Annotated in this window: 22 protein-coding genes; all 22 read right to left on the bottom strand. The window is 59.2% G+C overall.

The features are described 5' to 3' along the window. Positions 1–2: 2 nt before the first annotated feature. A complete protein-coding gene (fliI, locus tag ACSQ87_RS08820; RefSeq protein ID WP_223431603.1) occupies positions 3–1,361 on the bottom strand; it encodes a flagellar protein export ATPase FliI in 1,359 nt (452 codons plus the stop codon). Beyond that, entirely contained in the window at positions 1,351–2,160 is an 810-nt protein-coding gene (gene fliH, locus ACSQ87_RS08815; protein WP_223431604.1) for a flagellar assembly protein FliH, read from the bottom strand. Before fliH ends, fliI begins: the two co-directional genes overlap by 11 nt. Before the next feature lie 7 nt (positions 2,161–2,167). Further along, positions 2,168–3,187: a flagellar motor switch protein FliG gene (gene fliG, locus ACSQ87_RS08810; protein ID WP_007894195.1), complete on the bottom strand. Its 1,020-nt coding sequence runs from the start codon at positions 3,185–3,187 to the stop codon at positions 2,168–2,170. Further along, positions 3,180–4,964 carry a flagellar basal-body MS-ring/collar protein FliF gene (gene fliF, locus ACSQ87_RS08805; protein WP_150655099.1) on the bottom strand — a complete coding sequence of 595 codons (1,785 nt, stop codon included), beginning with the start codon at positions 4,962–4,964 and terminating at the stop codon, positions 3,180–3,182. Before fliF ends, fliG begins: the two co-directional genes overlap by 8 nt. Before the next feature lie 14 nt (positions 4,965–4,978). Then, entirely contained in the window at positions 4,979–5,308 is a 330-nt protein-coding gene (gene fliE / locus ACSQ87_RS08800) for a flagellar hook-basal body complex protein FliE (RefSeq protein ID WP_008151056.1), read from the bottom strand. Positions 5,309–5,438: 130 nt separating this feature from the next. Next, positions 5,439–6,824: a sigma-54-dependent transcriptional regulator gene (locus tag ACSQ87_RS08795; protein ID WP_223431605.1), complete on the bottom strand. Its 1,386-nt coding sequence runs from the start codon at positions 6,822–6,824 to the stop codon at positions 5,439–5,441. Positions 6,825–6,829: 5 nt separating this feature from the next. Beyond that, positions 6,830–8,035 (bottom strand): sensor histidine kinase, encoded by a 1,206-nt coding sequence (locus ACSQ87_RS08790; protein ID WP_223431630.1) that lies wholly within the window; start codon positions 8,033–8,035, stop codon positions 6,830–6,832. Between the two features lie 128 nt (positions 8,036–8,163). Next, positions 8,164–9,639 carry a sigma-54 dependent transcriptional regulator gene (locus tag ACSQ87_RS08785; protein WP_150655096.1) on the bottom strand — a complete coding sequence of 492 codons (1,476 nt, stop codon included), beginning with the start codon at positions 9,637–9,639 and terminating at the stop codon, positions 8,164–8,166. 169 nt (positions 9,640–9,808) lie between these two features. Continuing rightward, positions 9,809–10,105: a flagellar protein FliT gene (locus ACSQ87_RS08780; protein WP_150655095.1), complete on the bottom strand. Its 297-nt coding sequence runs from the start codon at positions 10,103–10,105 to the stop codon at positions 9,809–9,811. A gap of 10 nt (positions 10,106–10,115) precedes the next feature. Continuing rightward, entirely contained in the window at positions 10,116–10,511 is a 396-nt protein-coding gene (gene fliS / locus ACSQ87_RS08775; protein WP_150655094.1) for a flagellar export chaperone FliS, read from the bottom strand. Between the two features lie 131 nt (positions 10,512–10,642). Further along, a complete protein-coding gene (gene fliD, locus ACSQ87_RS08770; protein WP_223431606.1) occupies positions 10,643–12,064 on the bottom strand; it encodes a flagellar filament capping protein FliD in 1,422 nt (473 codons plus the stop codon). An 82-nt stretch (positions 12,065–12,146) separates the two neighbouring features. Beyond that, entirely contained in the window at positions 12,147–12,512 is a 366-nt protein-coding gene (locus ACSQ87_RS08765; protein ID WP_150655092.1) for a flagellar protein FlaG, read from the bottom strand. Between the two features lie 73 nt (positions 12,513–12,585). Continuing rightward, entirely contained in the window at positions 12,586–13,437 is an 852-nt protein-coding gene (locus ACSQ87_RS08760; RefSeq protein ID WP_150655091.1) for a flagellin domain-containing protein, read from the bottom strand. 253 nt (positions 13,438–13,690) lie between these two features. Then, the gene (locus ACSQ87_RS08755; protein WP_223431607.1) at positions 13,691–13,960 is read right to left on the bottom strand and encodes a hypothetical protein; all 270 of its coding nucleotides are present in this window, start codon (positions 13,958–13,960) and stop codon (positions 13,691–13,693) included. Next, complete coding sequence (locus ACSQ87_RS08750; protein ID WP_223431608.1) at positions 13,957–15,249, bottom strand: motility associated factor glycosyltransferase family protein; 1,293 nt, start codon at positions 15,247–15,249, stop codon at positions 13,957–13,959. The genes ACSQ87_RS08755 and ACSQ87_RS08750 overlap by 4 nt, the downstream gene beginning before the upstream one ends. Positions 15,250–15,346: 97 nt before the next feature. Next, positions 15,347–16,273, bottom strand: coding sequence for a ketoacyl-ACP synthase III (locus ACSQ87_RS08745; protein WP_134421374.1), 927 nt, complete (start codon positions 16,271–16,273; stop codon positions 15,347–15,349). A gap of 229 nt (positions 16,274–16,502) precedes the next feature. After that, entirely contained in the window at positions 16,503–17,555 is a 1,053-nt protein-coding gene (gene pseI / locus ACSQ87_RS08740) for a pseudaminic acid synthase (protein ID WP_223431609.1), read from the bottom strand. Next, complete coding sequence (gene pseG / locus ACSQ87_RS08735; protein ID WP_223431610.1) at positions 17,548–19,053, bottom strand: UDP-2,4-diacetamido-2,4,6-trideoxy-beta-L-altropyranose hydrolase; 1,506 nt, start codon at positions 19,051–19,053, stop codon at positions 17,548–17,550. Before pseG ends, pseI begins: the two co-directional genes overlap by 8 nt. After that, positions 19,050–19,745: a pseudaminic acid cytidylyltransferase gene (pseF, locus tag ACSQ87_RS08730; RefSeq protein ID WP_223431611.1), complete on the bottom strand. Its 696-nt coding sequence runs from the start codon at positions 19,743–19,745 to the stop codon at positions 19,050–19,052. The genes pseG and pseF overlap by 4 nt, the downstream gene beginning before the upstream one ends. Before the next feature lie 6 nt (positions 19,746–19,751). Next, positions 19,752–20,915 carry a UDP-4-amino-4,6-dideoxy-N-acetyl-beta-L-altrosamine transaminase gene (gene pseC, locus ACSQ87_RS08725; RefSeq protein ID WP_223431612.1) on the bottom strand — a complete coding sequence of 388 codons (1,164 nt, stop codon included), beginning with the start codon at positions 20,913–20,915 and terminating at the stop codon, positions 19,752–19,754. Beyond that, positions 20,912–21,913: a UDP-N-acetylglucosamine 4,6-dehydratase (inverting) gene (gene pseB, locus ACSQ87_RS08720; protein ID WP_223431613.1), complete on the bottom strand. Its 1,002-nt coding sequence runs from the start codon at positions 21,911–21,913 to the stop codon at positions 20,912–20,914. The genes pseC and pseB overlap by 4 nt, the downstream gene beginning before the upstream one ends. 30 nt (positions 21,914–21,943) lie before the next feature. Continuing rightward, positions 21,944–24,877 carry a TIGR00180 family glycosyltransferase gene (locus tag ACSQ87_RS08715; RefSeq protein WP_223431614.1) on the bottom strand — a complete coding sequence of 978 codons (2,934 nt, stop codon included), beginning with the start codon at positions 24,875–24,877 and terminating at the stop codon, positions 21,944–21,946. Between the last annotated feature and the right edge of the window lies 1 nt (position 24,878).

Here is a 24,878-nt window from a genome sequence, read left to right as displayed (position 1 = left end):
GGTTAGCCGCCGGCCGCGGGAGCGAAAATCGTGCCGAGATAGGCTTCGCTTTCGCCCAGGCTGATGCTGTCGTTCAGGCCCTGGCGCAGATATTTCACCAACTGCGGTTGCAGGGAGATCGCCAGGTCGGTTTCCCGATCACCACCGGCCACATAGGCGCCCACGCTGATCAAGTCACGACTCTGCTGATAACGCGACCACAACTGCTTGAAATACTGGGCGCGCATCATGTGTTCGGGCGTAACCACCGACGGCATGACCCGGCTGATGGACGCTTCGATATCAATGGCCGGGTAATGACCTTCCTCGGCCAGGCGCCGGGACAGCACGATGTGCCCGTCGAGTACGCCTCGCGCGGCGTCGGCAATCGGATCCTGCTGGTCATCGCCTTCGGACAGTACGGTGTAGAACGCGGTGATCGAACCGCCGCCCTTCTCGGCATTACCGGCCCGTTCCACCAGTTTCGGCAGTTTGGCGAACACCGATGGCGGATAACCCTTGGTCGCTGGCGGCTCGCCGATGGCCAGGGCGATTTCCCGCTGGGCCTGGGCGAAACGGGTCAGGGAGTCCATGAGCAGCAGGACGTTCTTGCCCTTGTCGCGAAAATATTCGGCGATTCGTGTGCAGTACATCGCCGCGCGCAGACGCATCAGCGGCGCATCGTCCGCCGGGGACGCCACCACCACCGAACGCTTGAGCCCTTCTTCGCCGAGGATGTGTTCGATGAATTCTTTAACTTCACGACCCCGCTCACCGATCAGCCCGACGACGATGATGTCGGCCTCGGTGAAGCGGGTCATCATGCCCAGCAGCACACTCTTGCCCACGCCCGTACCGGCGAACAGGCCCAAACGCTGACCGCGACCGACCGTCAACAAACCGTTGATGCTGCGAATGCCCACGTCCAGCGGCTCGCTGATCGGTTCGCGCTTGAGCGGGTTGATGGTCGGGCCGTCCATCGGCACCCAGTCTTCGGCCTTCATCCCGCCCTTGCCGTCCAGCGCGCGACCGGCGCCATCGAGCACCCGCCCGAGCATGCTCATGCCCATCGGCAGACGGCCGGTATCAGCCAGAGGAACCACACGGGCACCGGGAGCGATGCCGGCAACGCTGCCGACCGGCATCAGAAACACCTTGCTGCCGGAGAAGCCCATGACTTCGGCTTCGACCTGCACCGGGTGATAACTGTCGTCGTTGATGACCATGCAGCGGCTGCCCATGGCGGCGCGCAAGCCCTCGGCTTCGAGGGTCAGGCCGACCATGCGCAGCAAGCGGCCCTCAAGGATCGGCGCACCTTCCAGCTCCGTGGCCTCGGCGTAGCCGCCGAGGCGCTTGGCGAAGCTGGTGCGATCAAGGCGCATCGGGAACGTCCAGTTCAGGTTCGACCGGCGCGACCGCTGGCTTGTCGCTGATCGGCAGTTCCAGGCTCAGGTCCGGCGCGGCCGGGTGCAAGGCCTGTTCGTGCAACTGATCGAACAGCTTGTCCATGACCCGCGCAACGCGGGTTTCGACCGTGGCGTCGATACGGCTGTGTTCAGTCTCGACCCGGCAACCGCCGGGCAACAATGCCTCGTCCTCGACGATGCGCCAGGTTTCTTCATGGCGCTCGCGCAGGGCTTTGACCTGTTCGAAATCTTGCGGATTGATGTACAGCCGCACATTGCCCACGCCCAGCGGCAAGAGTTTGAGAGCCTCGCGCATGACGTGTTCGATCTGCGTCGAGTCGATGGCGAGTTCGCGCTGAATCACCTGTTTGGTGATGTGCTGCACCAGGTCGACCAGGGACTTTTCGATCAAGGTGTCTTGCTCGGCGATAGGCTCGAACAAATGCCCCATCAATTGCTCCAGAGCAGCAATCTTGGCGGCCAGCGCCACTTCGGCTTCCTGACGAACCTTGAGCGTGGTGCTGTGGAAACCTTCTTTCTCGCCCGTGGCGAAGCCTTCGTTGTAGGCCTCCTGGCGAATGCTTTCGAGTTCTTCGAGGGTCAGTGGCTGGACTTCATCCAGTGGCACTTCTTCCATTTCCGGCGGCTCGGGCTCAGGCTCGGGCTCAGGTTCCGGCACGAACGGATCGAAACTGGGCAGCGACCAGACGTCGAAACCACCGACGTCTTTGCCACGGATCAGGTCGGTGTTGGACTCATCATGTTTGGACGACATAGTGACCTTAGATCATCTCTTCGCCGCCCTTCCCGCCGAGAACGATTTCTCCGGCTTCGGCCATACGGCGGGCAATGGTGAGGATTTCTTTCTGCGCCGTTTCCACGTCGCTGACGCGCACCGGGCCTTTGGCCTCGAGGTCGTCGCGCAACAGTTCGGCCGCCCGTTTGGACATGTTCTTGAAGATCTTCTCTTTGACGCCTTCGTCCGAACCCTTGAGGGCCAGCACCAACACGTCGGAGGACACTTCGCGCAACAGCGCCTGAATGCCGCGATCGTCGACATCGGACAGGTTGTTGAACACGAACATGAGGTCTTCGATCTGACCGGACAGGTCTTCGTCGACTTCGCGGATCGAGTCCATCAACTGACCTTCGATCGAGCTGTCGAGGAAGTTCATGATGTCCGCCGCGCGCTTGATGCCACCCAAGGTGGTGCGCGAGGCATTCGAGTTGCCAGAGAACTGCTTCTCGAGAATCTGGTTGAGTTCTTTCAGGGCCGCCGGCTGCACGGTGTTCAGCGAGGAGACCCGCAGAATGATGTCCAGCCGCACCTTGTGGTCGAAGTTGCCGAGCACTTCGCCCGCCTGGTCCGGATCGAGATACGCCACCACGATCGCCTGGATCTGCGGGTGCTCGTAACGGATCACGTCGGCGACGGCGCGCGGCTCCATCCACTTCAGGCTGTCGAGGCCACTGGTGTTGCCGCCCAGCAGGATCCGGTCGATCAGGCCGTTGGCCTTGTCTTCGCCCAGGGCCTGGGTGAGCATTTTGCGCACGTAGTCATCGGAGCCGACGCCGAGGCTGGTCTGGTCGCCGACGATGTCGACGAACTCGCTCATCACCTGCTCAACCTGCTCGCGGTGCACGTTGCCCATCTGGGCCATCGCCACACCCACACGCTGGACCTCTTTGGGCCCCATGTGGCGCAGCACTTGCGCGGCATCGGTGGAACCGAGGGACAGCAGCAGAATCGCGGCTTTGTCGACCTTGGTCAGTTTGGCGGCAACGGCTCGGTTATCACTCATCTGCGTTAATCCACTCTTTCACGACCTGGGCCACGCGCCCCGGATCTTCTGCCACCAGACTCTTGATTGCGTTCAACTGTGCGTCATAGCCTTCGCTCGGGCTCGGCAGCAGAATGCTGGTCGGGCCACCGAGACTGACGCGGTCGTTGGCCAGTTCGCCGTCCAGGCCGCCCATGCCACCCAACTCGACGTCGCTGCCAATGCCCAGCTGTTTGTCTTTGCCGCCGCCGGTGATGTTGTTAAGCACCGGACGCAGCACACCGAACACCAGCACCAGGATGAACAAGACACCCAGCACTTGCTTGACGATGTCCCAGAACCACGGCTGGGAGTAGAACGGAATTTCGGCAATCACTTCCCCGCGCTCGGCGGAGAACGGCATGTTGATCACGCTGACGCTGTCGCCACGGCTGGCGTCGAAGCCGACGGCGTCCTGTACCAGGCGAGTGAAGCGCGCCAATTCATCGGCGGTCCACGGCGCACGGGTGGTCTCACCGTTGGCCGCGTTGATCTTGACCTGGTCATCCACCACCACCGACACCGACAGGCGATTCAAGCGGCCCTGCTGTTGTTTGGTGTGGCTGATGGAACGGTCGAGTTCGAAGTTCTTGGTGGATTGTTGACGCTTGTCCGCCGGATACGGTGCAAGCATAGGCTGGCCGGTGGCCGGGTCCATGATTTGCTGACCGTTGGCATCCAGCAGTGGCTGGCCTGGCTGCACCATGCCGGCCGACGCGGTAGCGCCACCGGTAGTTTGCGGCGCAGAAGCTGGCGCGGGCGGCTGGTTGCTCAGGGCACCCGGCACACCTTGTGGGCCATTGCTGGCGGTACGTTGTTCGTTGACCGACTGCTCGCTGCGCAACGCCGGTTGGTCCGGGTTGAACTGCTCGGAGGTCGATTCGACGGCACTGAAATCCACATCGGCCGAGACTTCGGCTTTATAGCGATCGTTGCCCAGCACCGGTTGCAGAATGTTGTGCACGCGCTGAGTCAGCATGCTTTCCATGCGACGGCTGTAATCGAATTGCTTGCCGGCCATGGTCAGTTCGGAATTTTCCGCCTGATCCGACAGCAGGTTGCCCTTCTGGTCGACGACAGTGATCTGGGATTTGCTGAGTTCGGGAACGCTGGTGGCCACCAGGTTGATGATCGCCAGTACCTGACCCGGCTCCAGCGAACGACCGGAATACAGCTCCACCAAAACCGAGGCGCTCGGCTTGCGCTCGTCGCGCACGAACACCGAACTTTTCGGAATCGCCAGGTGCACGCGAGCACCCTTGACGTTGTTCAGGCTGGAAATGGTGCGGGCCAGTTCGCCTTCGAGACCACGACGATAACGGGTCGCTTCCATGAACTGGCTGGTGCCGAGGCCCTGGTCCTTGTCGAGAATTTCAAAGCCGATGTTGCCGTCGCTGGGAGTGACACCAGCGCCCGCGAGTTTGATTCGCGCACGGGACAGGTCATCGGCCTTGACCAGCAAGGCACCGGAATTCGGTTCAACGGTATAGGGAATGTCGGCTGCGGCCAGGGTATCCATGACCTGTTTGGCGTCCATACCGGCAAGGCTGCCGTACAGAGGCCGGTAGTCCGGCTGCTGGGACCACAACACCACGGCAAAGCCAATCGCCACGCTCGCAGCCAGGCCGACCAACAGGCCCACCTGACGCAACATGGTCATCTCGGAGAGGTTTTCCAGAAAGGACAACCCGAACAGCGGCGGCTTGCCGTCTATTGGAGTGGCCTTGGCCGGAACATTATCGGCGACTGCTTCTGCCATGACTCAATTCGTCCTTAAACCGGCATCTGCATGATGTCTTGGTATGCCTGAACCAGCTTGTTGCGTACTTGGGTCAACGCTTGAAAAGACACGCTGGCCTTCTGCGAGGAAATCATCACGTCCGTCAGGTCGACGCCGCTTTTGCCAATCTCGAAGGCACTGGCCAACTGACTGGACGCCTGTTGGGTGTCGTTCACTTTATTGACGGCCTGACCGAGCATGTCGGAAAAGCTGCTGCCACCCATTTCAGGAACTGCGGCAGTCGATTTCGACGCAGACATGGCATCCATTTGCATGGAACGCATGTCCAGCATCAATCGATTAAATTCAATACCTTGGCTCATGGTCTACTCTCTCTGGCGACCCGCAATTTTTTGACACTCACTCGGCGGGTAGTGAGGTGTTAGCAACAAGGGTGCCAGCTCCGTGGCCACTCCAAACAAAAGCCGTCCCGGGCTTTGCATAGCTAACGAATCAAGTGGCGAACAAATAAGCTTCCACGTCCATTCCGGCATCTCGCATCTGCGCCAGCTTGTAACGCAGGGTGCGCGGGCTGATGCCCAAGCGCTCGGCGGCCTCTTTGCGACGACCGCGCTCGGAACGCAAGGTGTCGATGATCATCTGGAATTCACGGCGACGCAGGTCATCACCCAGCGCCCCGCCCGACTCGGATTCGACCTCCACAGTTCGCACGGACGTCGACACCAAGGCTGGCAACGGCGCACAGGCGACCGGCCCGGCCAGACAGAAATCCTCAGGCTGTATCAATCCGCCCTGCTGCAGGATCAGCGCCCGCTGAATCGCGTTATCCAGTTCACGCACATTACCTGGCCATGGATAACCGATCAGGCACGCCTGAGCCTCAGGCGACAGACTTGCCGCGGCATGCTTCATTTTATTGACGTACTTGGCCAGAAGACGCTCGGCCAATGGCAGGATGTCGGCGGTACGTTCGCGCAACGGACGCCAGGCCAGCGGAAACACCGACAGGCGATAGTAAAGGTCTTCGCGAAAACGTCCCGCTGCCACCTCACCGGCCAGGTCACGGTTGGTGGTCGCGACCACTCGAATGTCCAGCGTGATCGGCTTGCGAGCGCCGACTCGCTCAACTTCGCGCTCCTGCAAAACTCGCAGCAACTTGGCCTGGAGCCCGAGAGGCATTTCGGAAATTTCATCGAGCAGGATCGTGCCGCCATCAGCTTGCTCGAACTTGCCGGCCTGCGCCGCGATGGCGCCGGTGAACGAGCCCTTTTCATGACCAAACAACGTGGCTTCGAGCATGTTGTCGGGGATGGCTGCGCAGTTGATCGCAATGAACGGCTGACTGGCACGGTGAGAGTGCTGATGGATGTAACGCGCCAGCACTTCCTTGCCGGTCCCGGACTCGCCGGAGATCAATACCGTGGAATCACTGCGCGCCACCCGTGCGGCCAATTCCAGCAATTGCGCACTGGCCGGCTCGAACGCTACAGGCCCCTCGCCCTCGGTCGTGCCGAGACTGCCCAGCGCATGACGCGCCACCAGATCGAGCAAGGCTTTGGGCTCGAACGGTTTGACCAGGTAATCCGCCGCGCCCTGGCGCATCGCATCGACTGCCCGCTCCACGGCGCCGTGAGCCGTCATCAGCAACACCGGCAACTGCGGCTGACGAGTGCGCAGCAATCCGAGCAGTTGATGGCCGTCCATGCCCGGCATGTTGACGTCACTCAGCACCAGGTTGAACGCCTCATTACCAACCGCCGCCAGCGCTTCTTCAGCCGAGCCTACCGCCGTGTAGTCGTGCCCCGCGAGCAGCAGCGTATCCGCCAGTGCTTCGCGTAGCGCGCGGTCATCCTCGACCAGTAAAACCTTGATTGCCATGTCCTTCACTCCGCTCCCTGAGCGTGGGGCTTTTCACCGGAAAAAAGCGGCAGGATGACCTGGGCACACGTGCCGCGACCGAGCCGCGAGCGCAGCTGCAATTCTCCTTGATGAGCACGCGTCACTGCCTTGACCACGGTCAGGCCGAGGCCGGTTCCGGTGGTTTTAGTGGTAAAGAAGGGTTCCCCCAGGCGCGCCAGTACTTTCGTATCGATGCCACTACCGCTGTCGCTGACCGCTACACGCAGGTTGTTGTCACGGGTATAGAAATGGACTTTCAAACGCACATCGCCGGCACCGGCCTGGATGGCGTTCTCGATCAGGTTCAGGATCGCCCCGACCAGGGTGTCGCGATTGCACAACAACTCGCCGGAATGACTGTCGCACTGCCAGCGAATTGGCAGGTCCTGCACATGGGTCAGCGCGGCCGCCTGCAGCGACTGCATCAGCATTTTGGGCGTGACGCGATCGGTCAGCGGCAGCTCGCCGCGCGCAAACACCAGCATGTCGCGAACCTGATGCTCCAACTCATGCAGACGCTCTTTCAGGCGTCCGGCAAAACGTTGCTGGGTCTCGACCGGCAACGCCTGTTCAGTCAAATGACTGGCGTAGAGCAAGGCAGCGGACAAGGGGGTACGAATCTGATGAGCCAGCGAAGCGACCATTCGGCCGAGGGACGACAGACGTTCGTGGCGGGCCAGCTGATCTTGCAGATGACGGGTTTCAGTCAGGTCGTTGAGCAACACCAACTGACCGGGCTCGGCATCCAGCGAGCGAGTGGAGATCGACAAACGCCGACCGTCCTTGAGCGAGATTTCGTGACCGTCGTCTTCACGGGGCGCAAAGCAGCGGGCAATGACATGACGCCACAGCTCGCCTTCGAGGGGCAGACCGAGCAGTTCGCAGGCAGCGGGGTTGGCTTCGCGCACGATGCCTTGGGCGTCGATGACGATGACGCCGCCGGGCAACAGATCGAGGAGGTTTTGCAGCCGGTTGGCCAGGCGTTCTTTTTCCGCGAGCTCCTGCATGCGCTGAGCGCTGACCACCGCCAGCTCACCCTTGAGCTCGGTGACCCGGGCTTCGAGCATGCTGTAGGAGTCGGTCAATTGGCTCGACATCTGGTTGAACAGTGCAAACGCCTGCTCAAGGCCAAGCCGGCTCGCCTGCTCTACGGACGACGGTTGTCCCGCAGCGTCAGGGACAGGTGACATCTGGGCGGCTTGGGGCATCGTGCTCTCTCGCTTGGCTGACCGTCAGTTAAACGGAACGTTGCGAGGGATCTAGCAATACCCGTGCCTAAAAAAAACCGCCTACAAATGAAGGGTTTGAAAAACAGGCGTCAATCATCCGCCTGTTCATCACCGTCACGACGGCTCATGCCGTACTTGCGCATCTTTTCCACCAGCGTGGTGCGACGAATGCGCAGGCGTTCAGCGGCGCGCGCCACGATGCCATTGGCATCATCCAGCGCCTGCTGAATCAGCCCTTGTTCCAGACCACCGAGGTAGTCCTTCAGGTCCAGGCCTTCCGGCGGCAGCATGGCGCCGACAGAGAAGTCCGGAGTATGACCGTTGATGGCCACCCGTTCTTCAAGATCGCTGCGCAAGCTGTCGACCAGTTGCTCGTCTTCATCATCGACGTAACGGAATTTCTTCGGCAACTCGACCACGCCGATCACCCCATACGGATGCATGATCGCCATGCGCTCCACCAGGTTGGCGAGTTCGCGGACGTTGCCCGGCCAGCCGTGACGGCACAGCGACATGATCGCTGCGGAATTGAAACGGATCGAACCACGCTTCTCGTGCTCCATGCGCGAGATCAACTCGTTCATCAGCAACGGAATGTCTTCGACACGCTCTCGCAGTGGCGCCATTTCGATCGGGAACACATTCAGGCGGTAGTACAAGTCTTCGCGGAAGGTGCCGATCTCGATCATGCTTTCGAGATTCTTGTGGGTCGCGGCGATGATGCGAACGTCAACGCTTTGGGTCTTGTTGCTGCCCACGCGCTCGAAGGTGCGTTCCTGCAATACCCGCAGCAACTTGACCTGCATCGGCAACGGCATGTCACCGATTTCATCGAGGAACAGCGTGCCGCCATTGGCCAGTTCGAAACGCCCGGCGCGGCTGGTGATTGCCCCGGTGAAGGCGCCCTTCTCGTGGCCAAACAGTTCGCTTTCCAGCAACTCGGCCGGGATCGCCCCGCAGTTGACCGGTACGAACGGCGCATCACGACGCTTGGAGTGATAGTGCAGGTTGCGCGCGACCACTTCCTTGCCGGTCCCGGACTCACCGAGGATCAGCACACTGGCGTCGGTGTCGGCGACTTGCTGCATCATCTGACGGACGTGTTGAATCGCCCGACTGGTGCCGACAAGACTGCGGAAAAGATTGGGTTCACGGTGACGGCCGCGCTCGCGGGCCTGGTCATACATCTCGCGATAGACCTGGGCACGGTGCAGGGAGTCGAGCAATTTGCTGTAGCTGGGTGGCATTTCGAGGGTCGAAAGCACTCGGCGACGCTGGTCTTCAGGCAAGTCAACGGAAGAATTATCACCCATTAACAAAACCGGAAGGAACTCATCCCAGGTTGAGAGTGTCTTTAACAAGCCCACGAGTGCACCAGGAGCATTGACCGTCCCGATGAGGACACAGATTACTTCACGACTTGATGACAATGAGCCGACAGCCTGCTGCCAGTCATGGCTACCGCAGGGTAAATTTTCTTCGCCAAGAAAATTTAAAATCACCGCCAAGTCGCGGCGGCGGACGCTATCGTCATCAATCAGCAGAATTTTGGTTTCACGCCACATGCAATAGCAACTTCCCTAGTCAACTCAATGCCCAAAATGATGGGGCAAGCTAGACGCTTGCAGACACGTTATGCCTGTAGACGCCTGAAATCTGGAACCAGCCACTAGTTAAGTCAAAAAACCGTGCACAGTCAAATTTATGGCGCACTATGTTTGGATTAACCGGGGATTAACCAAACAGATGGTAAACCTTTGCCGCGTTCTGTGCTTGGTGGATCTGCGACATCTCTTCAACTATCGCTTGCCGCTCCCCTGTCGCCGCCTCAAGAAGCTGTTTATACACCCCCAACAACTCCTCAAGATTATCGCGTAACGCGGCCTCGTCCACCGAAGCTTCACTCAAGACGTCTTCCATGCAGGAACGGCAAGCCAGGTCCAACTCGCCAATGGCTTCCCAGTTACGCTCAGCCAAAGCACCGACCAGGCCTTCACGGGTTTGTTCGATTCGCTGCAATACAAGACTCATGGTGATCTCCTTAAAACTGCGGACCCGGCGCGGCGATAGCATCCCAGCCGTCTTTGACGGTGCGAAGCAAATCAGCGACTTCGTCGAGAATCTTTGGATCTGTCTTGATGTTGGCCTCGGCCAGACGCTTCATCATATAGGTGTAGAGATTATCCAGCTCACCCACCGACTCGGCCTGGTTTTCCAGATCCAGACCTTCACGCAGACCACCGATGATGCCGATGGCCTTGCCGATCAGAACGCCTTTATTGGCGATATCCTTGCGCTCCATCGCACCTTTGGCCTGCGCAATACGGTCAAGGCCACCCTCCATCAGCATCTGCACCAGACGATGAGGGCTGGCTTCGGACGTTTGCGCCTGAGCGCCAATCTTCTGGTATTGGCGAAGGGCTAACATTGGATTCATGTTGTACCTCATCAAAAATCTGTGGTTCGTATAACCAGTGTATCGACGATGCGTCAAAAAACTTTAGTCGCAAAAACACAAAAGCCCGGAGCGTTGAACGACGCTGCCGGGCTTTTGGCGCTACTGGGTTATCAGCTGTTCTTCTGCTGCGCAGCTATCGCTTCGAACATCGAGGTGATGTTGCTGGCCGTGGCTTTCAGCTTGCCGACGAGTGTATCCATGTCGTTGTATTTTTTGGTCAGTACCGCGGTCAGGGTCTCGATACGACGATCCAGGGCTGCCTGGTCGTTGGTCAACTTGGTCTTGGTTTTGTTCAGACTGGTCGTACGCTGATCCAGAATACCGCCGGTATCTGCAAACGGTGCGACAGCCTTCGTCATCCGTTCCAGCAGACCGTTATTACCCGTGAACAACTCCTGAACTTCACCGCCCAGTTTTTTGTCATTCATCGCAGCAGTGAACTTGGTGCTGTCAAAATCGAGCGCACCGGTCTTCTGATTGGTGGTAATACCCAACTGCGCGAGCACAGTGAGCTTGTCACCTGAACCGGTTTCCGACAGAGGCGAGCGAATAGCCGACAGGATCGAACGTGGCAGCGCATCACCGGTCAATGCTGCCGGAACGGTCAGCTTGCCATCATCATCGAGCGAAGACTTGGTCAACGAGGTGACGCTGTTGGCGATAGCGTTGTAGGCATCGACGAACTTTTGGATCGACGCCTTCAGGCCATCGGTGTTCGTCGCCACGGTAACAGTCGAGGTCCCTACAGCCACCAGGTTAAACGTCAGGCCGGAGACCGCCTTATCCACGGTATTGCTCTTGCTGGTCAGTGCCATACCATCGACGGTGAAATTTGCATCAACAGCCAAAGCACCAATAGAACCAGCAGAAGCGGCGGTCATTGGAGAGGCAGTAGTACCCACGACTTGCGTGCCGTCGATGGTCAGCTCAGGGATGCCAGTGACGGAAATATCCGAGCCGACTCCTGTAGTGGTCGAACCCAACACCAGACGCGACCCAAAGGAGTCAGTCACGATATTGGCGCTGATACCGGCGCCCTTGAGCGAGGCATCGGCGTTGATCGAATCTCGAACCGATTGCAGTGTAGCGCCGGGTTTTATATCGAGATTGAATGTCGCGGTACCCTGCTTGATGGTCATCGGGCCATCAGTAATAGCGCTGGTCGTACCGCCAGCAAACGCAGCACTGGTCACTTTGGACGACGTGGCCAGGTTGCCGACGTTGATGACGTAGTTGCCGCCCACGGCCGAGTTACTGGCGGTGGCTGTGACAAATTTCACATCAGAGGAAGTCGCAGCAAAGCCGGGAAACTGCGGGTTGGTTTTGCTACCCAAATCAGTCATGGATTTGGTAAACGCAGCCATCAAGGACTTCAAGGTGCCAATACCGGAGATGCTTGCGGTGTTAACCTTAGTCCCGCGGTCGATCTGACCTTGCTTGGCCGCTTTGTCAGCGTTCACCAAGGCTTTGACGATAGCACCGGTATCAAGGCCTGAGCCTAAACCCGTGCCCGGTAGAATTGGACTTGCCATGTGGAACTCCCTTCAGTGTGTCGCCGGCCTTTTGACCACTACAACGCCCAAAAGAACATAGCAACAAAATTCATGCCAGCTGTCAGACTTTTGCGCTGAACAACAGGCTGCTTGCATCATTCAAGCTATTGGCCAGCTTAAGGACTTCTTCGTTGGGGATCTGACGAATCACCTCACCGGAGTCACTGGCAATCACTTTTACCACAACTTTGCCTGAAGGCTCGTCAATCGAGAACTCCAGGTTGCGCTTGACCGACTGAACAAACTTTTCGATTTCCTGAACGGCCATCTTCAGTTGTTCCTGCTCGGTTTGAGTGCCTTTACTTTCTTCCTTGACGGCAACCACTGGTGCAGTTTCCGCTAGAGGCTTCTGCGCCGGCTTATCGGCAACAGTCGTCGCCTGCTTGGCCGCAGGATAAGACAAGTTCAGCTTCACGCTCATATCCATGTCCATCACCTCTTAAACTAAAAAAGCGAGAGAGCGCGACGTGCGCACTCCCCCGCCAAAACTCACCCAGCTATTACTGAAGCAGTTTCAGTACAGCGGATGGCAGTTGGTTGGCCTGAGCCAGAATTGCGGTGGAAGCTTGTTGCAGAGTTTGTTGCTTGGTCAGCTGTGCAGTTTCCGAAGCGAAGTCGGTATCTTGTACGCGACCCAGTGCAGCGCTGGCGTTTTCGTTGATGTTCTGCAGGTTGGAGATGGTGCTGGTCAGACGGTTCTGGGCAGCACCGAGGTCCGCACGGCTGGTGTTGATGGTTTTCAGGGCCGCGTCGATTGCGTCGATTGCAGCAGCGGTGCTGGCTTCTGCAGTGGCGCTGTCGTTACCGGTGATGGCGACGGCAGCAGAGTCAACGCTCAGGGTGGCAGCATCGAAGCCGCTATCCAGAGTGATGGTGATCTGGTTGGTAGCGCCGGTGTTGGAACCGACCTGGAAGGTCATGGTGCCAGCGGTGCCATCGATCAGGTTTTTGCCGTTCAGGTTGGTCGACTTGGCAATACGGGTCAGTTCGTCCGACATGGTTGCGAACTCTTTGTTCAGAGCAGCACGGTCGTCGGTACCGTTGGAATCGTTTCGGGATTGAACAGCCAGTTCACGCATACGCTGCAGAATGTTGGTCGATTCTTGCATCGCGCCTTCAGCAGTCTGAGCGATCGAGATACCGTCGTTGGCGTTTTTGATCGCCATGGTCTGACCACGGATCTGCGAGGTCATACGGGTAGCGATTTGCAGGCCGGCAGCGTCGTCTTTAGCGCTGTTGATTTTCAGGCCGGAAGACAAACGGGTCATCGAAGTCGACAGAGCATCAGAAGCCTTGTTCAGGTTTTTCTGTACGTTCAACGATGTAACGTTAGTGTTTACTGTTAAAGCCATGACGAATTCCTCGTTGGTTGGGTACTGCGGCTTCCGGCCCTGGCAACCGCCGGGTATGGCCTAGAGAACCTTCGTAATAGTTATCGTCGGGATTGCAACTTGCTTTAGGGGATTTTCAAAAATATTTGCCATCACGTTGCCACCCCCCGTAAACAAAGGACTTGGCCACACTCAAGCAGCGAAAAAATGACGTCAGGGAAATGCCGGCGACAGGTTGGCGAAGACTCGCCGGCGCCGGCAGAAGAGAAACTGTTTAAAAGGACAGAGTGTCGGTCATCAGCTGGACCAATTCGTATTCGAGGTAATCCGCCAGGGCGAGCCAGTTTTGTGCTTCCTGGCAACCGAGCATCAGGCCGAGCAAAAATACCCATTGTTGCTGAGCATCCTTTGACGCCTGATCGAAGGACACCTGCACCGTCGAGATCAGTTCGATCATCGCCAGCCCCGCCTCCACATCACACCCCAACCGAAACAACGCCGCACACTGCTGCGAACCGACGATAAAAGACTGCAGCCCGCTCATACCGTCAACTCCGGGTGAAACACCGCACCGGCGATCATCGCCCCTGCCCGGCTGCTGTTATAGAAACGCACGTGAGGGTGGCCGGCGATAAAACGCTCCAACTCACACAGGTAGCTACGGAAGTTAAGTTGAGTTTTGATTCGTTGGCCGCGACCATCAAGTACCCAGTGTTTGGCCACACCCAGTTGCGGGCCAAGGTCGCCATCGTTCCAGCCGGCATGGGTCTTATCCCCGGGGAAGGCAAAGTCGGCGCCGAACAGGGTGATCTGCGCTGCGCCCATCTTCACTGCAAGGTCCACTGCCGGGTGAATCACACTCCCCCCCCCATACAGCTCCCCCTTGGGCCATTGCTGACGCAACTGTTGATAGATCGGGCTGGCGGAGTAACTGGCATAGCGCGGTCCCTGCCAGGCTTCAAGCACCAGGGGATCAACCATGGGCATGTACGCCAGGATGATATCGGCCGTACCTTCAGGTGGTAGATGCCGAGCCGAGATGCGCTGGTCGATACTGACCACCACATCAGGGCGGACCCCGTGATCGAGCAGCGGTCGGTAGGCCGTATCGACACAAATGAACAACGGTCGCTCGGCCTGATTGCGAATCGCGCGCAAGGTCTCGAAGTGCTGCTCAAGGCTAGGCCCCGTGGCAATGACGAAAATCTCTTGCCCCTTGCGCGAATCGAACAACTCGGCCACGTCGCAATCGGCTTGCACAAGCTCCAGACTCGCCTGCAAGCGCTCGACGATGTCTGGGGCCTGAGGATCGAACTCACGATTATTGAAGGTCAGATGGGTTTCGCTGATCAGGCGATCACGGATCTTGGCATTGAAGTCATCCGCCAATACCAGCTCGGACGGCAAGGCGAAAAACGGCAGTTGGATTTCCGCCAGATCGCCGGCGTACATCAGCTCGACCCGCGGATCGCCGAGCCACTGTTGCTGATCCAGCAGTTGCAGCACCAGCGCAAACACCGCGCCGTTGAGGATGTGCACATACAAATGCTCAAGCCCGGCGCGCGCCAGCAGCTCCATTTGCAAATCACCAAGCCCGGTGCCATAGACATGCACCACGGGGCTGTCGATCGGCAGGCTGCCAGCCTGAAGCCTGGCCTCGCGGGTGCGGTCATGGCGACTGGTCAGCTGAATGCCGTTGATGCTCAGCGTCGAGCCCAGGCCTTCCACCAGCTCAGCCTGTAACAGGCTTGTGTTCTCAACCAGCAAGCGCGCAGACAGCATTGGCCAGCGGTGCTGTATGACGTCGACGTTGCGCTCAAAGAACTCGCTCATGAAGCCTCGCTTTTCATTCGGGCAAAAAAATAGCGCTCAAGGTTACACCTTGAACGCTTTTTTTGTGCCTGGCATTCTTTGGCTAAAGAGCCGAGGCTCAAGGGCGATAGATGATCGCCGAACCCCACGACAAACCAACGCCGAAACCGCTCAACGCCACACGCTTCCAGGTGGAGTCCAGCACATGTTTTTCCAGCAGAAGCGGGATGCTCGACGACACCGTGTTGCCGGTCTCGACCATGTCCTTGATGAACTTCTCCGGCTCGCCTTCGAAGCGTCGTGCCACCGCGTCGACAATCGCGGCACTGCCCTGGTGGATGCAAAAGGCATCGATATCGTCAGCGGTCAGTTGCGAATCGGCCAGCAACTCGTGCAAATGCGCCGGAACTTTAAGCAGCGCAAAATTGAACACCTGACGGCCGTTCATGAAGAACACGCCATCGGTCACCTTCAGGTGCGGTGCGCCGGAACCATCGGTGCCGAACTTGGCCTTGCCCAACTGCCATGGCGCGTTTTCACCCATCCAGGTGGCGGTGGCGGCATCACCAAACAGCATGGTGGTGTTGCGGTCTTCCGGGTCGACGATCTTCGAGTACGGATCAGCTGTGATCAGCAGGCCATTCTTCAAGCCTGCGGCTTCCATGAAACCCTTGATGGCGTAGATGCCGTAGACGTAGCCGGAGCAGCCCAGGGAAATATCGAACGCGGCCACGGTAGTCGGCAGGCCCAGTTTGTCCTGAACGATGGCAGCCGTGTGCGGCAGGCCTTCTTCGTCGCCGTTCTGGGTGACAACGATCAGCACGTCGATGTCTTCACGTTTCAAGTCGGGATTGTTGGCGAACAGCGCATTGGCTGCTTCGACACACAGGTCCGAGGTTTCCTGCCCGGCGTCTTTGCGCGGCAGGAAGGCCGAACCGATCTTGCCCAGGATGAACTCTTCATCCTTTTCGAATTTTGCACCTTGTGCGTAATTGTCCACGCCGGCTACAGGAACGTAGCTCGCAATGCTTTTTATGCCAATCATTACGGCTTCCCAATAATAAACAGCCCAATACCACCGCTCGTAATGATTCGAGGGGCGCCGACAAACAGAGAAAAATGTCGCCCCGAGGGAGCGACGGACGGGAAGAATAAAAGGCTATCACCGGGTCAAACAGACACCAGGCGCCACCTCCCCGATTAATACAATACAGTGAAGATGCGCGTTATGACTCGCAGGTCACGCTATTTTGCCGAATCTGGCCGATAAGACGTTATTCGACCAACGACCAATCCAGCGGTGTTCCGCGCTTGATGGCCTGGCAGGCGCGGCGCCCCAGAAGGGTTTCAGCGTGTTTAGGCGCCAGCCCCAAGCCAGGACGGATGGCCCGCAGATTGGCGACGGTGAAGGGCTCGCCGGCCGCCATGTCCTGAGTCACATACAGCGAACGGCGATACACCACGGACTTGCGCTCGGCTTCAGTCACGCCGTAATGCACATGGCCCATGGCCTGCCAGGCGCGCTCAGTTTCGATCACCAGACTGGCCAGTTCAGCAGGCTCCAGAGAGAAACTGGCATCCACACCACCCGCAGCTCGATCGAGGGTGAAATGTTTTTCCACCACCGTTGCCCCCAGTGCCACCGCGGCCACAGACACACCGACGCCCATGGAGTGGTCAGACAGCCCGACTTCACAGCCAAACAATTCGCGCAAATGAGGAATCGTCCGCACGTTGCTGTTGGCGGGTGTCGCCGGGTAAGTGCTGGTGCACTTGAGCAACACCAGATCCTTGCAACCGGCCTCGCGGGCGGCACGTACGGTTTCGTCGAGTTCAGCGATGCTGGCCATGCCGGTAGAAATGATCAATGGCTTGCCGGTCGCAGCGACGCGCCGAATCAACGGCAGGTCGGTGTTTTCGAAACTGGCAATCTTGTAGGCCGGTACGTCGAGGCTTTCGAGGAAGTCCACCGCGGTGTCATCGAACGGTGTGGAGAACGCGAGCATGCCCAGCTCTTTGGCCCGGGCGAAAATCGGCGCGTGCCATTCCCACGGTGTGTGGGCCTTCTCGTACAACGCGTACAACGAAGAACCGGCCCAGAGGCTGTCAGGGTCCTTGATGAAGAACTCACCTTCGGACAGGTCCAGGGTCATGGTCTCGGCGGTGTAGGTCTGTAGCTTCAAGGCATGAGCGCCGGCCTTGGCCGCGGCTTCGACGATCTGCAGCGCCACCTCCAGAGACTGGTTATGGTTGCCACTCATCTCGGCAATGATGAACGGTGGCGCATCGGCACCGATGGAGCGATGGCCAATCTTGAAGCTAGTCATTGCGGTGATCCTTCAATATGCGCGTGAACGCGCAAGCACGCTGGGTGAATCCTGCCTCGCGAAACAGCTTCAGCGACGGCTGATTCGCCGGCAACACTTGAGCGGTGATGACATTCAGTTGCGGCCAGTGGGTGGTCACGAAGGCCTCGCCCCGCGCCAACAGTGCCCTGCCCCACCCCAGACCGAGGCGGCCTTCAAGCAGGTAGATCGAGACTTCGGCTTCAAGTCCGTCCAGGTCATAACGCAGTACTCCGACCGGGCCATCGTCCGCCTCGGCAATCAACAGTAATCGCCCTGGGTTGCTCAGGCTCGCGGCCAGCCAGTCTTGATGCCGTTGCCAATCGATGACCTGCGTGTCCAGCGAGCAGCGCCGCACCGACTCGGCATTGCGCCCCTCGAACAGCAGCTGCGCATCGTCCAGGGACGCCTTGCGAACCTGCAGTACCGCACCGGCGAGCGCTGCCGCAACCCGCTGTGCACCCCGCCCATCGACCAACCGACGCGAGTGTTCGGCCAGGCTTTGGCGTAACCCCTGATTGCCCGCGAGAAAAGCAATGGCCTGACGCAACTGCTCGACGCTTACGTTCGAGCGGGGGCCCAGATACACATGGGAACCTGAGGTCGCCATCATTTCGGCGTTGGCCTGCTGATTATTCGAGACCGCGATACAGATCGTCGGCAATCCCATGGCCGCCCGCTCCCAACTGGTGCCACCGCCGGCACCGACAAACAGGTCGGCCTCGGTCATCAGTCGGTAAAAGTCACTGACAAAACTGTGCAAGCGCCAGTTCGGACGACTCGCCGCCAAGGCCTGCATTTGTGCCCAGTCCGGGTTGTCGGCACCGGCGACGAAATCGACTTCGAGCTCATGCAAATCCGCCATTGCCAGCATCGCGTGATGGGTTTGCATCGCCGCATCGAAGCCACCGAAATTCACCAGCACTCGCCTGGCGTGGGGCTTGACCGGAATCGCCGGGCAGCAGAATTCATCGCGCAGCAAGGCAAAACGTGGGCCGAGCAAGGTCTGGCAACCGGGCGCCAGCAGCGAAGCATAGGCTTGTGGCGTACCCGACAAATTCTGGTTGAGCAGCAGATCGACGCTGTAGGTTCGAGTGGCGAGATCGTCCACAGCGGCAATCCGTGGTGCCCAGCGGCGGGCCGCGATCTGCCAGTGATGGTCGAGGCCGTAGTGGTCGACGATGACCCAATCGAAGGCCGGATGATTGCTCAACGCTTGCCCGAGCGCGGCGATGTCCGCCTGCCACGGCAGCAGGGATTCGATCGCCTGCTGCGGGTCTTCATCGGGATAGCGATCCGGCAACGCGAAGGTTTCAAAGCCCTCGGCTTGCAGTGCATCCAGTCGATGGCCCTGCAACAGGCGGCACGCGAAAGCCACCTGCGCGCCTTGCTTGCGCAAGACTCTGGCCAGGGTCAAACAGCGAGCGATGTGACCGCTGCCAATGGTCGGCGACGCGTCGGCGCGGATCAGTACTCTCATTGCAGCTCTCCGCCAGCCTTCAACGCGGCGTAGAGGTATTCGGCACGCTTCCAGTCTTCGAGGGTATCGATGTCCTGCACCAGATGCCGCGGCAGAATCACCGGCAGGCTCGCCGGCGAAAACAGCACATCGCCGCGCAACCAGGCTTCTGTGCGCCCCCAATAGAACTGGCCGGCATCCTGATAGGCTTCAGGCAAATCCTGTGAGCGGGTAGTGCGAAACTCCGGATAGAGCGAGGTCAAGGCACCCTGTTCATCAAGGGTCAAGGCACGTTGCACCGGGAAGCCGAAACCGGCCACGGAAAAAGCGAACGACTTGTCCGGATGCTGCACCAGCAATTCATGCCCCTGACGCAGATAGCGTGCCTGCAACAGCGGTGCAGTAGCGTAGATGCAGCAGACGTAGTCGAAGATCGGCAATTGGCTCAAGGCATGTACGATCACCGCAGCTGTCCCGGTGAAATCATCAGCCAGTTCGACAGGCCGCACGAACGGCACCTGTGCTCCATGAGCCCGGGCGACGTCGGCAATTTCTTCGTCATCCGTACTGACGACGACTTGATCGAACAACCCGCAATCGAGCGCCGTACGGATCGAACGGACGATCATCGGTACACCGTCGAACGGTTTGAGGTTCTTGCGCGGGATACGCTTGCTGCCACCGCGGGCTGGAATGATTGCAACGCAGCTCAAATGTCACTACTCCTCAAGAACCAACCGACGCAGTTGCTCGACCACGAAGTCCTGTTGTTCATCGCTCAGCAGAGGGAACAGCGGCAGGCTGATGGCCTCGGCGTAATAACGTTCGGCCTGCGGGAAGTCTCCCTCGGCAAACCCGAGATCACGATAGTACGGCTGCAAATGCAGCGGAATATAGTGCAGGTTCACCCCGACCCCGGCCGCCCGCAACCCTTCGAACACCTGCCGATGGCTGAGGCTGATCCGATCAGGCTGCAACCGCACCACGTACAGATGCCATGCTGACTCGGCGTCTGGTTGCGCGCTGGGCAAGGTCAACGGCAGGTACGCCAGCAATCGGTCATACCGCGCCGCCAGTTCACGACGACGTTCGATGAAGCCATCGAGCTTGTTCAGTTGTGACAGACCGAGCGCCGCTTGAAGATCGGTGATCCGGTAGTTGAAGCCCAATTCCACTTGCTGGTAGTACCAGGGACCATGGCTGGATTCGGTCATCTGCTGCGGATCGCGGGTCATGCCGTGGCTGCGTAGACGTCGCAGGCGCTCGGCCAATTCCGGGCGATTGGTCAGGACCATGCCGCCCTCGGCACTGGTGATGATCTTCACGGGGTGGAAACTGAACACCGTCATCGCCGCAAACTCGCCGCAACCCACCGGACGCCCGGCATAGGACGCGCCGACCGCGTGGGACGCATCCTCGATCACCGTAAAGCCATAGCGTTCGGCCAACTCGGCGATCATGCGCATGTCGCAGCTTTGACCGGAAAACGCCACGGCCACCAATACCTTCGGCAACGTGCCGTCGCGCTCGGCCTGCTCAAGTTTCGAGGCCAGGGCATAGGCATCGAGGTTCCAGGTCAGCGGATCGATGTCGACGAAGTCCACTTCGGCGCCACAATAGCGACCACAATTGGCCGAAGCCAAAAAGGTGTTCGGCGTGGTCCACAACCGGTCGCCCGGCCCGAGTCCCGCCGCCAGGCAAGCGATGTGCAACGCGGCGGTGGCATTGCACACCGCCACTGCGAAATCAGCCTGGCAACGCCCGGCCATGGCCTGTTCGAAACGCTCGATGGTCGGCCCCTGTGTCAGCCAGTCGGACTGCAACACGGCGACCACCGCATCGATGTCTGCCTGATCGAGGCTTTGCCGACCGTAGGGAATCATGCCGACAGCTCAGCGTGCAGATCTGCGATCTGGCCTACCGACAGGAAGTGCGGGTTGGTGTCGGAGCGATACTCGAAATCCTCGCTCACAGGTTTGCCCTGCTCGCCCAGTTTGTCGACGGCAAAATCCACGTCGACGCTGGTGAAGCGGATCGACGGCTGAATGGTGTAGTGATCATCGAACTCCAGGGTCATGCGCGCGTCGTCCAGCGGCACCATCAACTCATGGAGCTTTTCTCCCGGACGAATGCCGACGTTCCTGTGCGGCAAATGTTCTGCCATACCCAACGCCAGATCGACGATGCGGATCGACGGAATCTTCGGCACAAACACTTCACCACCGTGCATGCGGGCGAAGCTGTCGAGCACAAACTGCACACCGTGATCGAGGGTGATCCAGAAGCGCGTCATGCGCTCATCGGTGATCGGCAATTCTGGCGCGCCCTCGGCAATCAGCTTGCTGAAAAACGGCACCACCGACCCCCGCGAGCCGGCGACGTTGCCGTAACGGACCACCGAAAAACGGGTGTTCTGGTCACCGGCAATGTTGTTCGCGGCGACGAACAATTTGTCCGACAGCAACTTGGTGGCGCCGTACAGATTGATCGGGCTGGCGGCCTTGTCGGTGGACAGCGCGACGACTTTTTTCACGCCGTTATCGATGGCCGCGGCGATGATGTTCTCCGCGCCGTTGACGTTGGTGCGGATGCATTCGGTGGGGTTGTATTCCGCCGCCGGCACTTGTTTCAGCGCTGCAGCGTGCACCACGTAATCGATGCCGCGCATGGCCTGACGCAAACGCTCGGCATCACGCACGTCACCGAGGAAGTAACGCATGCACGGCGCATTGAACGTCTGCTGCATCTCGTACTGCTTGAGTTCATCGCGGGAGAACACCACCACACGCTTGGGCTGGTATTGCTCCAGCAACCGGCGGATGAAATTGCGCCCGAACGAGCCGGTGCCGCCAGAGATGAAAATCGATTTACCGTTGAACATGCCTTGAGTCCTTGTACCTGTCAGTCAGGCTTAAGCAAGCAGCTGCGACCAGTTCACACTGGAGGCGTCGCCGAGGGTAAAGCCCTTGCCGGTCAGGGAAAGATTCTGGTTGTAGGCCACATCCTGAGCGAAGCGCGCCTGCCACTTGTCACGCAGGGCAGCTGCCAGTTGTGGAGCATCCGGCAGCAGGCCCGGGTGCAGCAACTGCGCCTGTGGGCACCAGACCGTCAGGTAGCCGGCATCGGCGACTTTCAGGCACAGGTCGATGTCGGCAAACGCTTCCTGGAAATGCTCTTCGTCCAAACCACCCACTGCGTCGAACAAGTCCTTGCGAATCATCAGGCAGGCGCCAGATACCGCCGAATAGTTCTGCTCGACTTGATGGCCGTTCAGATAACCCATGGCATCTTTGCGCTCGCCGACAAAGGCCGAGCCGAGGCTGCCATTCAAGCCGAGGATCAGCCCGGCCTGGGTGGTAACACCACGAATGTCTATCAGTTTGGCGCCAACGATGCCGACTTCCGGGCGCTGGGCCTGGTTGAGCATGGCGTCGAGCCAGTTGGCATTGAATACCTGCGCTTCGGCCGACAGCATTACCAGGTACTCACCTTTGGCCTCGGCGCTTGCGACGTTGTACAACGCCGAGGCACTCAAGCGCTCAGCGGTACGCAGCACACGAATGCGCTCGCCCTTGCCTTCCAGGTTACTCAGCCATTCGGCCAGCGCTGGTGACTGGCTGTGATTATCGGCAATCAGCACTTCGTGGCGCTGATAGCGAGTGCGCTGCAGCACGCTGACCAACGCACTTTTCAGGTGCTCAAGGTTGTCCTGACTGTGCAGGATGATCGAGACCATTGGCCGTTCAGCGTGCTGATAATTGATCTGATACGTCTGCGGCAACGACGAACTGACCTGGCCACGATAGCCACGGTTGGCCAGGTGTCGGGTCAATACCTGGCGTTCCTGCGTGTTTTCTTCTGTGGCCGGTGCGTTGCAGATCAGCAACGGTTCGGACAAATGCGCCAACCCACCCAACCCGCCGTCTTCGATCAGGCGCAGCAACAGGTCGAATTCCAGGGCCTGGGTGTGCTCGGTCGAGAAGCCCTTGGCCTGGACCAATACGTCACGCTGGATCAACCAGTGCCGTGCCATCAGCGACGGTACGGTTTGCAGCAGGTCCAGGTTGACCCCGGGACGGAATACATCCACCAACGCGCCGTTGGTCTGACGCTGAATTTCGTCCATGGCCACCGCGCGCACGCCTTCGGCGCCCATCAGCTCGAGGCTGGCACGCAACAACCCGCTCGGGGTGAACTGATCTCCGGCCTCGGCCAGCAGCAGCCAGTCAGCGGAGGATTGCGCGATGACCTGATTGATCCGGTCCACGTAATGGGTTGTACTGACTTTGACGAAGTGCACGGTGTCCCGGATGCTGGTGGTGGCCGGTAACTCGCCTGTGGTGAACACCACCACGTTGAATGTCTTGCAATGTCCGTTGACCAGGCTGTCGAACGTTGCCTGCAACTTGAACATGTCGGCGTCCAGATCCAGCAGCAAAATGGCGAACTGCGGGCCGCCATCATGCTTGCCCAGATACCTGGTGATATCTGAAAGCTGGGCGGCATCGGGGTTGCGTGCTTCAAGCCAGTCAAGCAAACGCCCGGACGGCATGCTCTGCAGCAACGTGCCCTCGCCCTGCCCCGGTAGCGAATCGAGGCGCTCGGCCCACGCCTGCAACTTCAGCCCCTCGCCTGCTTCCTCTGTACCTTTGAGCGACTCTGCCAGGCGTTTGACCACCGAACGATTGAACACGCCAAGACTCAACGCCTCCCAAAGACGGGCACGAATAGTGCGCTCGTTGTCGTTGGGATGGATGCGCATCAGTTCGTGCTGCTTGAGCAGGACGCCTTCCAGCTCCTGCAATTGCAGGCGACCGGCCGGCATCGCGTGCAACAGAAATTCGAACTCGGTCAGCAGGTCGAACATCGGCTTGTTATAGAACGGCATTTCGACGAACTGCTGGGGGGCGAACGAGCGAACCGGCGCTTGCCCGGCCTCGATCCAGGCCGAGCGAAAGATCATGGCGCCTTTGAGCGAGCGACCTGCGAGCAAGCACTCGGCCATGGCGGCAAAACTGTCCAGTGCGAACTGTTTGGCCCCGGCCGGATTCTTGTCGCTTAACCGGGTAAGAATCGAAGCCAGGAACTCGGCAAACTGCTCGCGCTCGGCGACGGTTTTCGCGTCCTTGTACGTGAGCACGGTCAACACGTTGGTGTTGTGATCCGAGGCGCCGTAGTTGGCCTCCCGCACGGCGTAGGGAATCGGCAGAATCCGCGCCTTGGCACAGGCCAGCAGGTAAAATGCGTGGCCGATTTCCTGCCACTCGAAACTGGTGCCCGCAGGCAGCTGGCTGTACCACTGCTGCAGCAGGTCGGTGCGGGTCACCGCATAAAACGGCGGCAGGAACTGCCCCATGAACTCAATGACCCGATCTTCAGGCTGCTGCGAGTTGTAATCCTCTTGCACCCTGCAGTCACGGCGGTAGTAGTTAACTTCGGTGGCGCGGGCCAGGTACATCATTCCGTAGCCATGGCACATGCCATAGTCGGGATTGGCTTCGAGAAACTCCAGCGACTCGGTCAGTGCGCCGTGCAGCAGAAAATCATCATCGGCAGCAAACACCATGTAAGGCGTGGTGACTTGGGTGACGCCATAGGTGAGTTTTTCCTGAAGCCCTTGATAGGTGTACTGAGGCAAATGGCGATAGTCGACCGACGGGAAGTCTCGGGCGATGCTCTCATCGCCTGCAACAGACGAGTCCAGAACCAGCACCGTGCAGGGATAGTTGCTGTAGTACTGCAGGGTCCGCCGCAGGAACGCGTTCCGGTTGTGGGTGATCACCACGACCGTGAACCGCTCGTTCAGCGGTGCAACGTTGTTATGAGTACTGTTTTGAACCTGCATA

Source organism: Pseudomonas sp. LjRoot277, from assembly GCF_964253845.1.
In the GTDB taxonomy this organism is placed as follows: Bacteria; Pseudomonadota; Gammaproteobacteria; order Pseudomonadales; family Pseudomonadaceae; genus Aquipseudomonas.
Note: the sequence above shows the minus strand (reverse complement) of the source record. Positions and strands in the feature narration are given on the sequence as shown.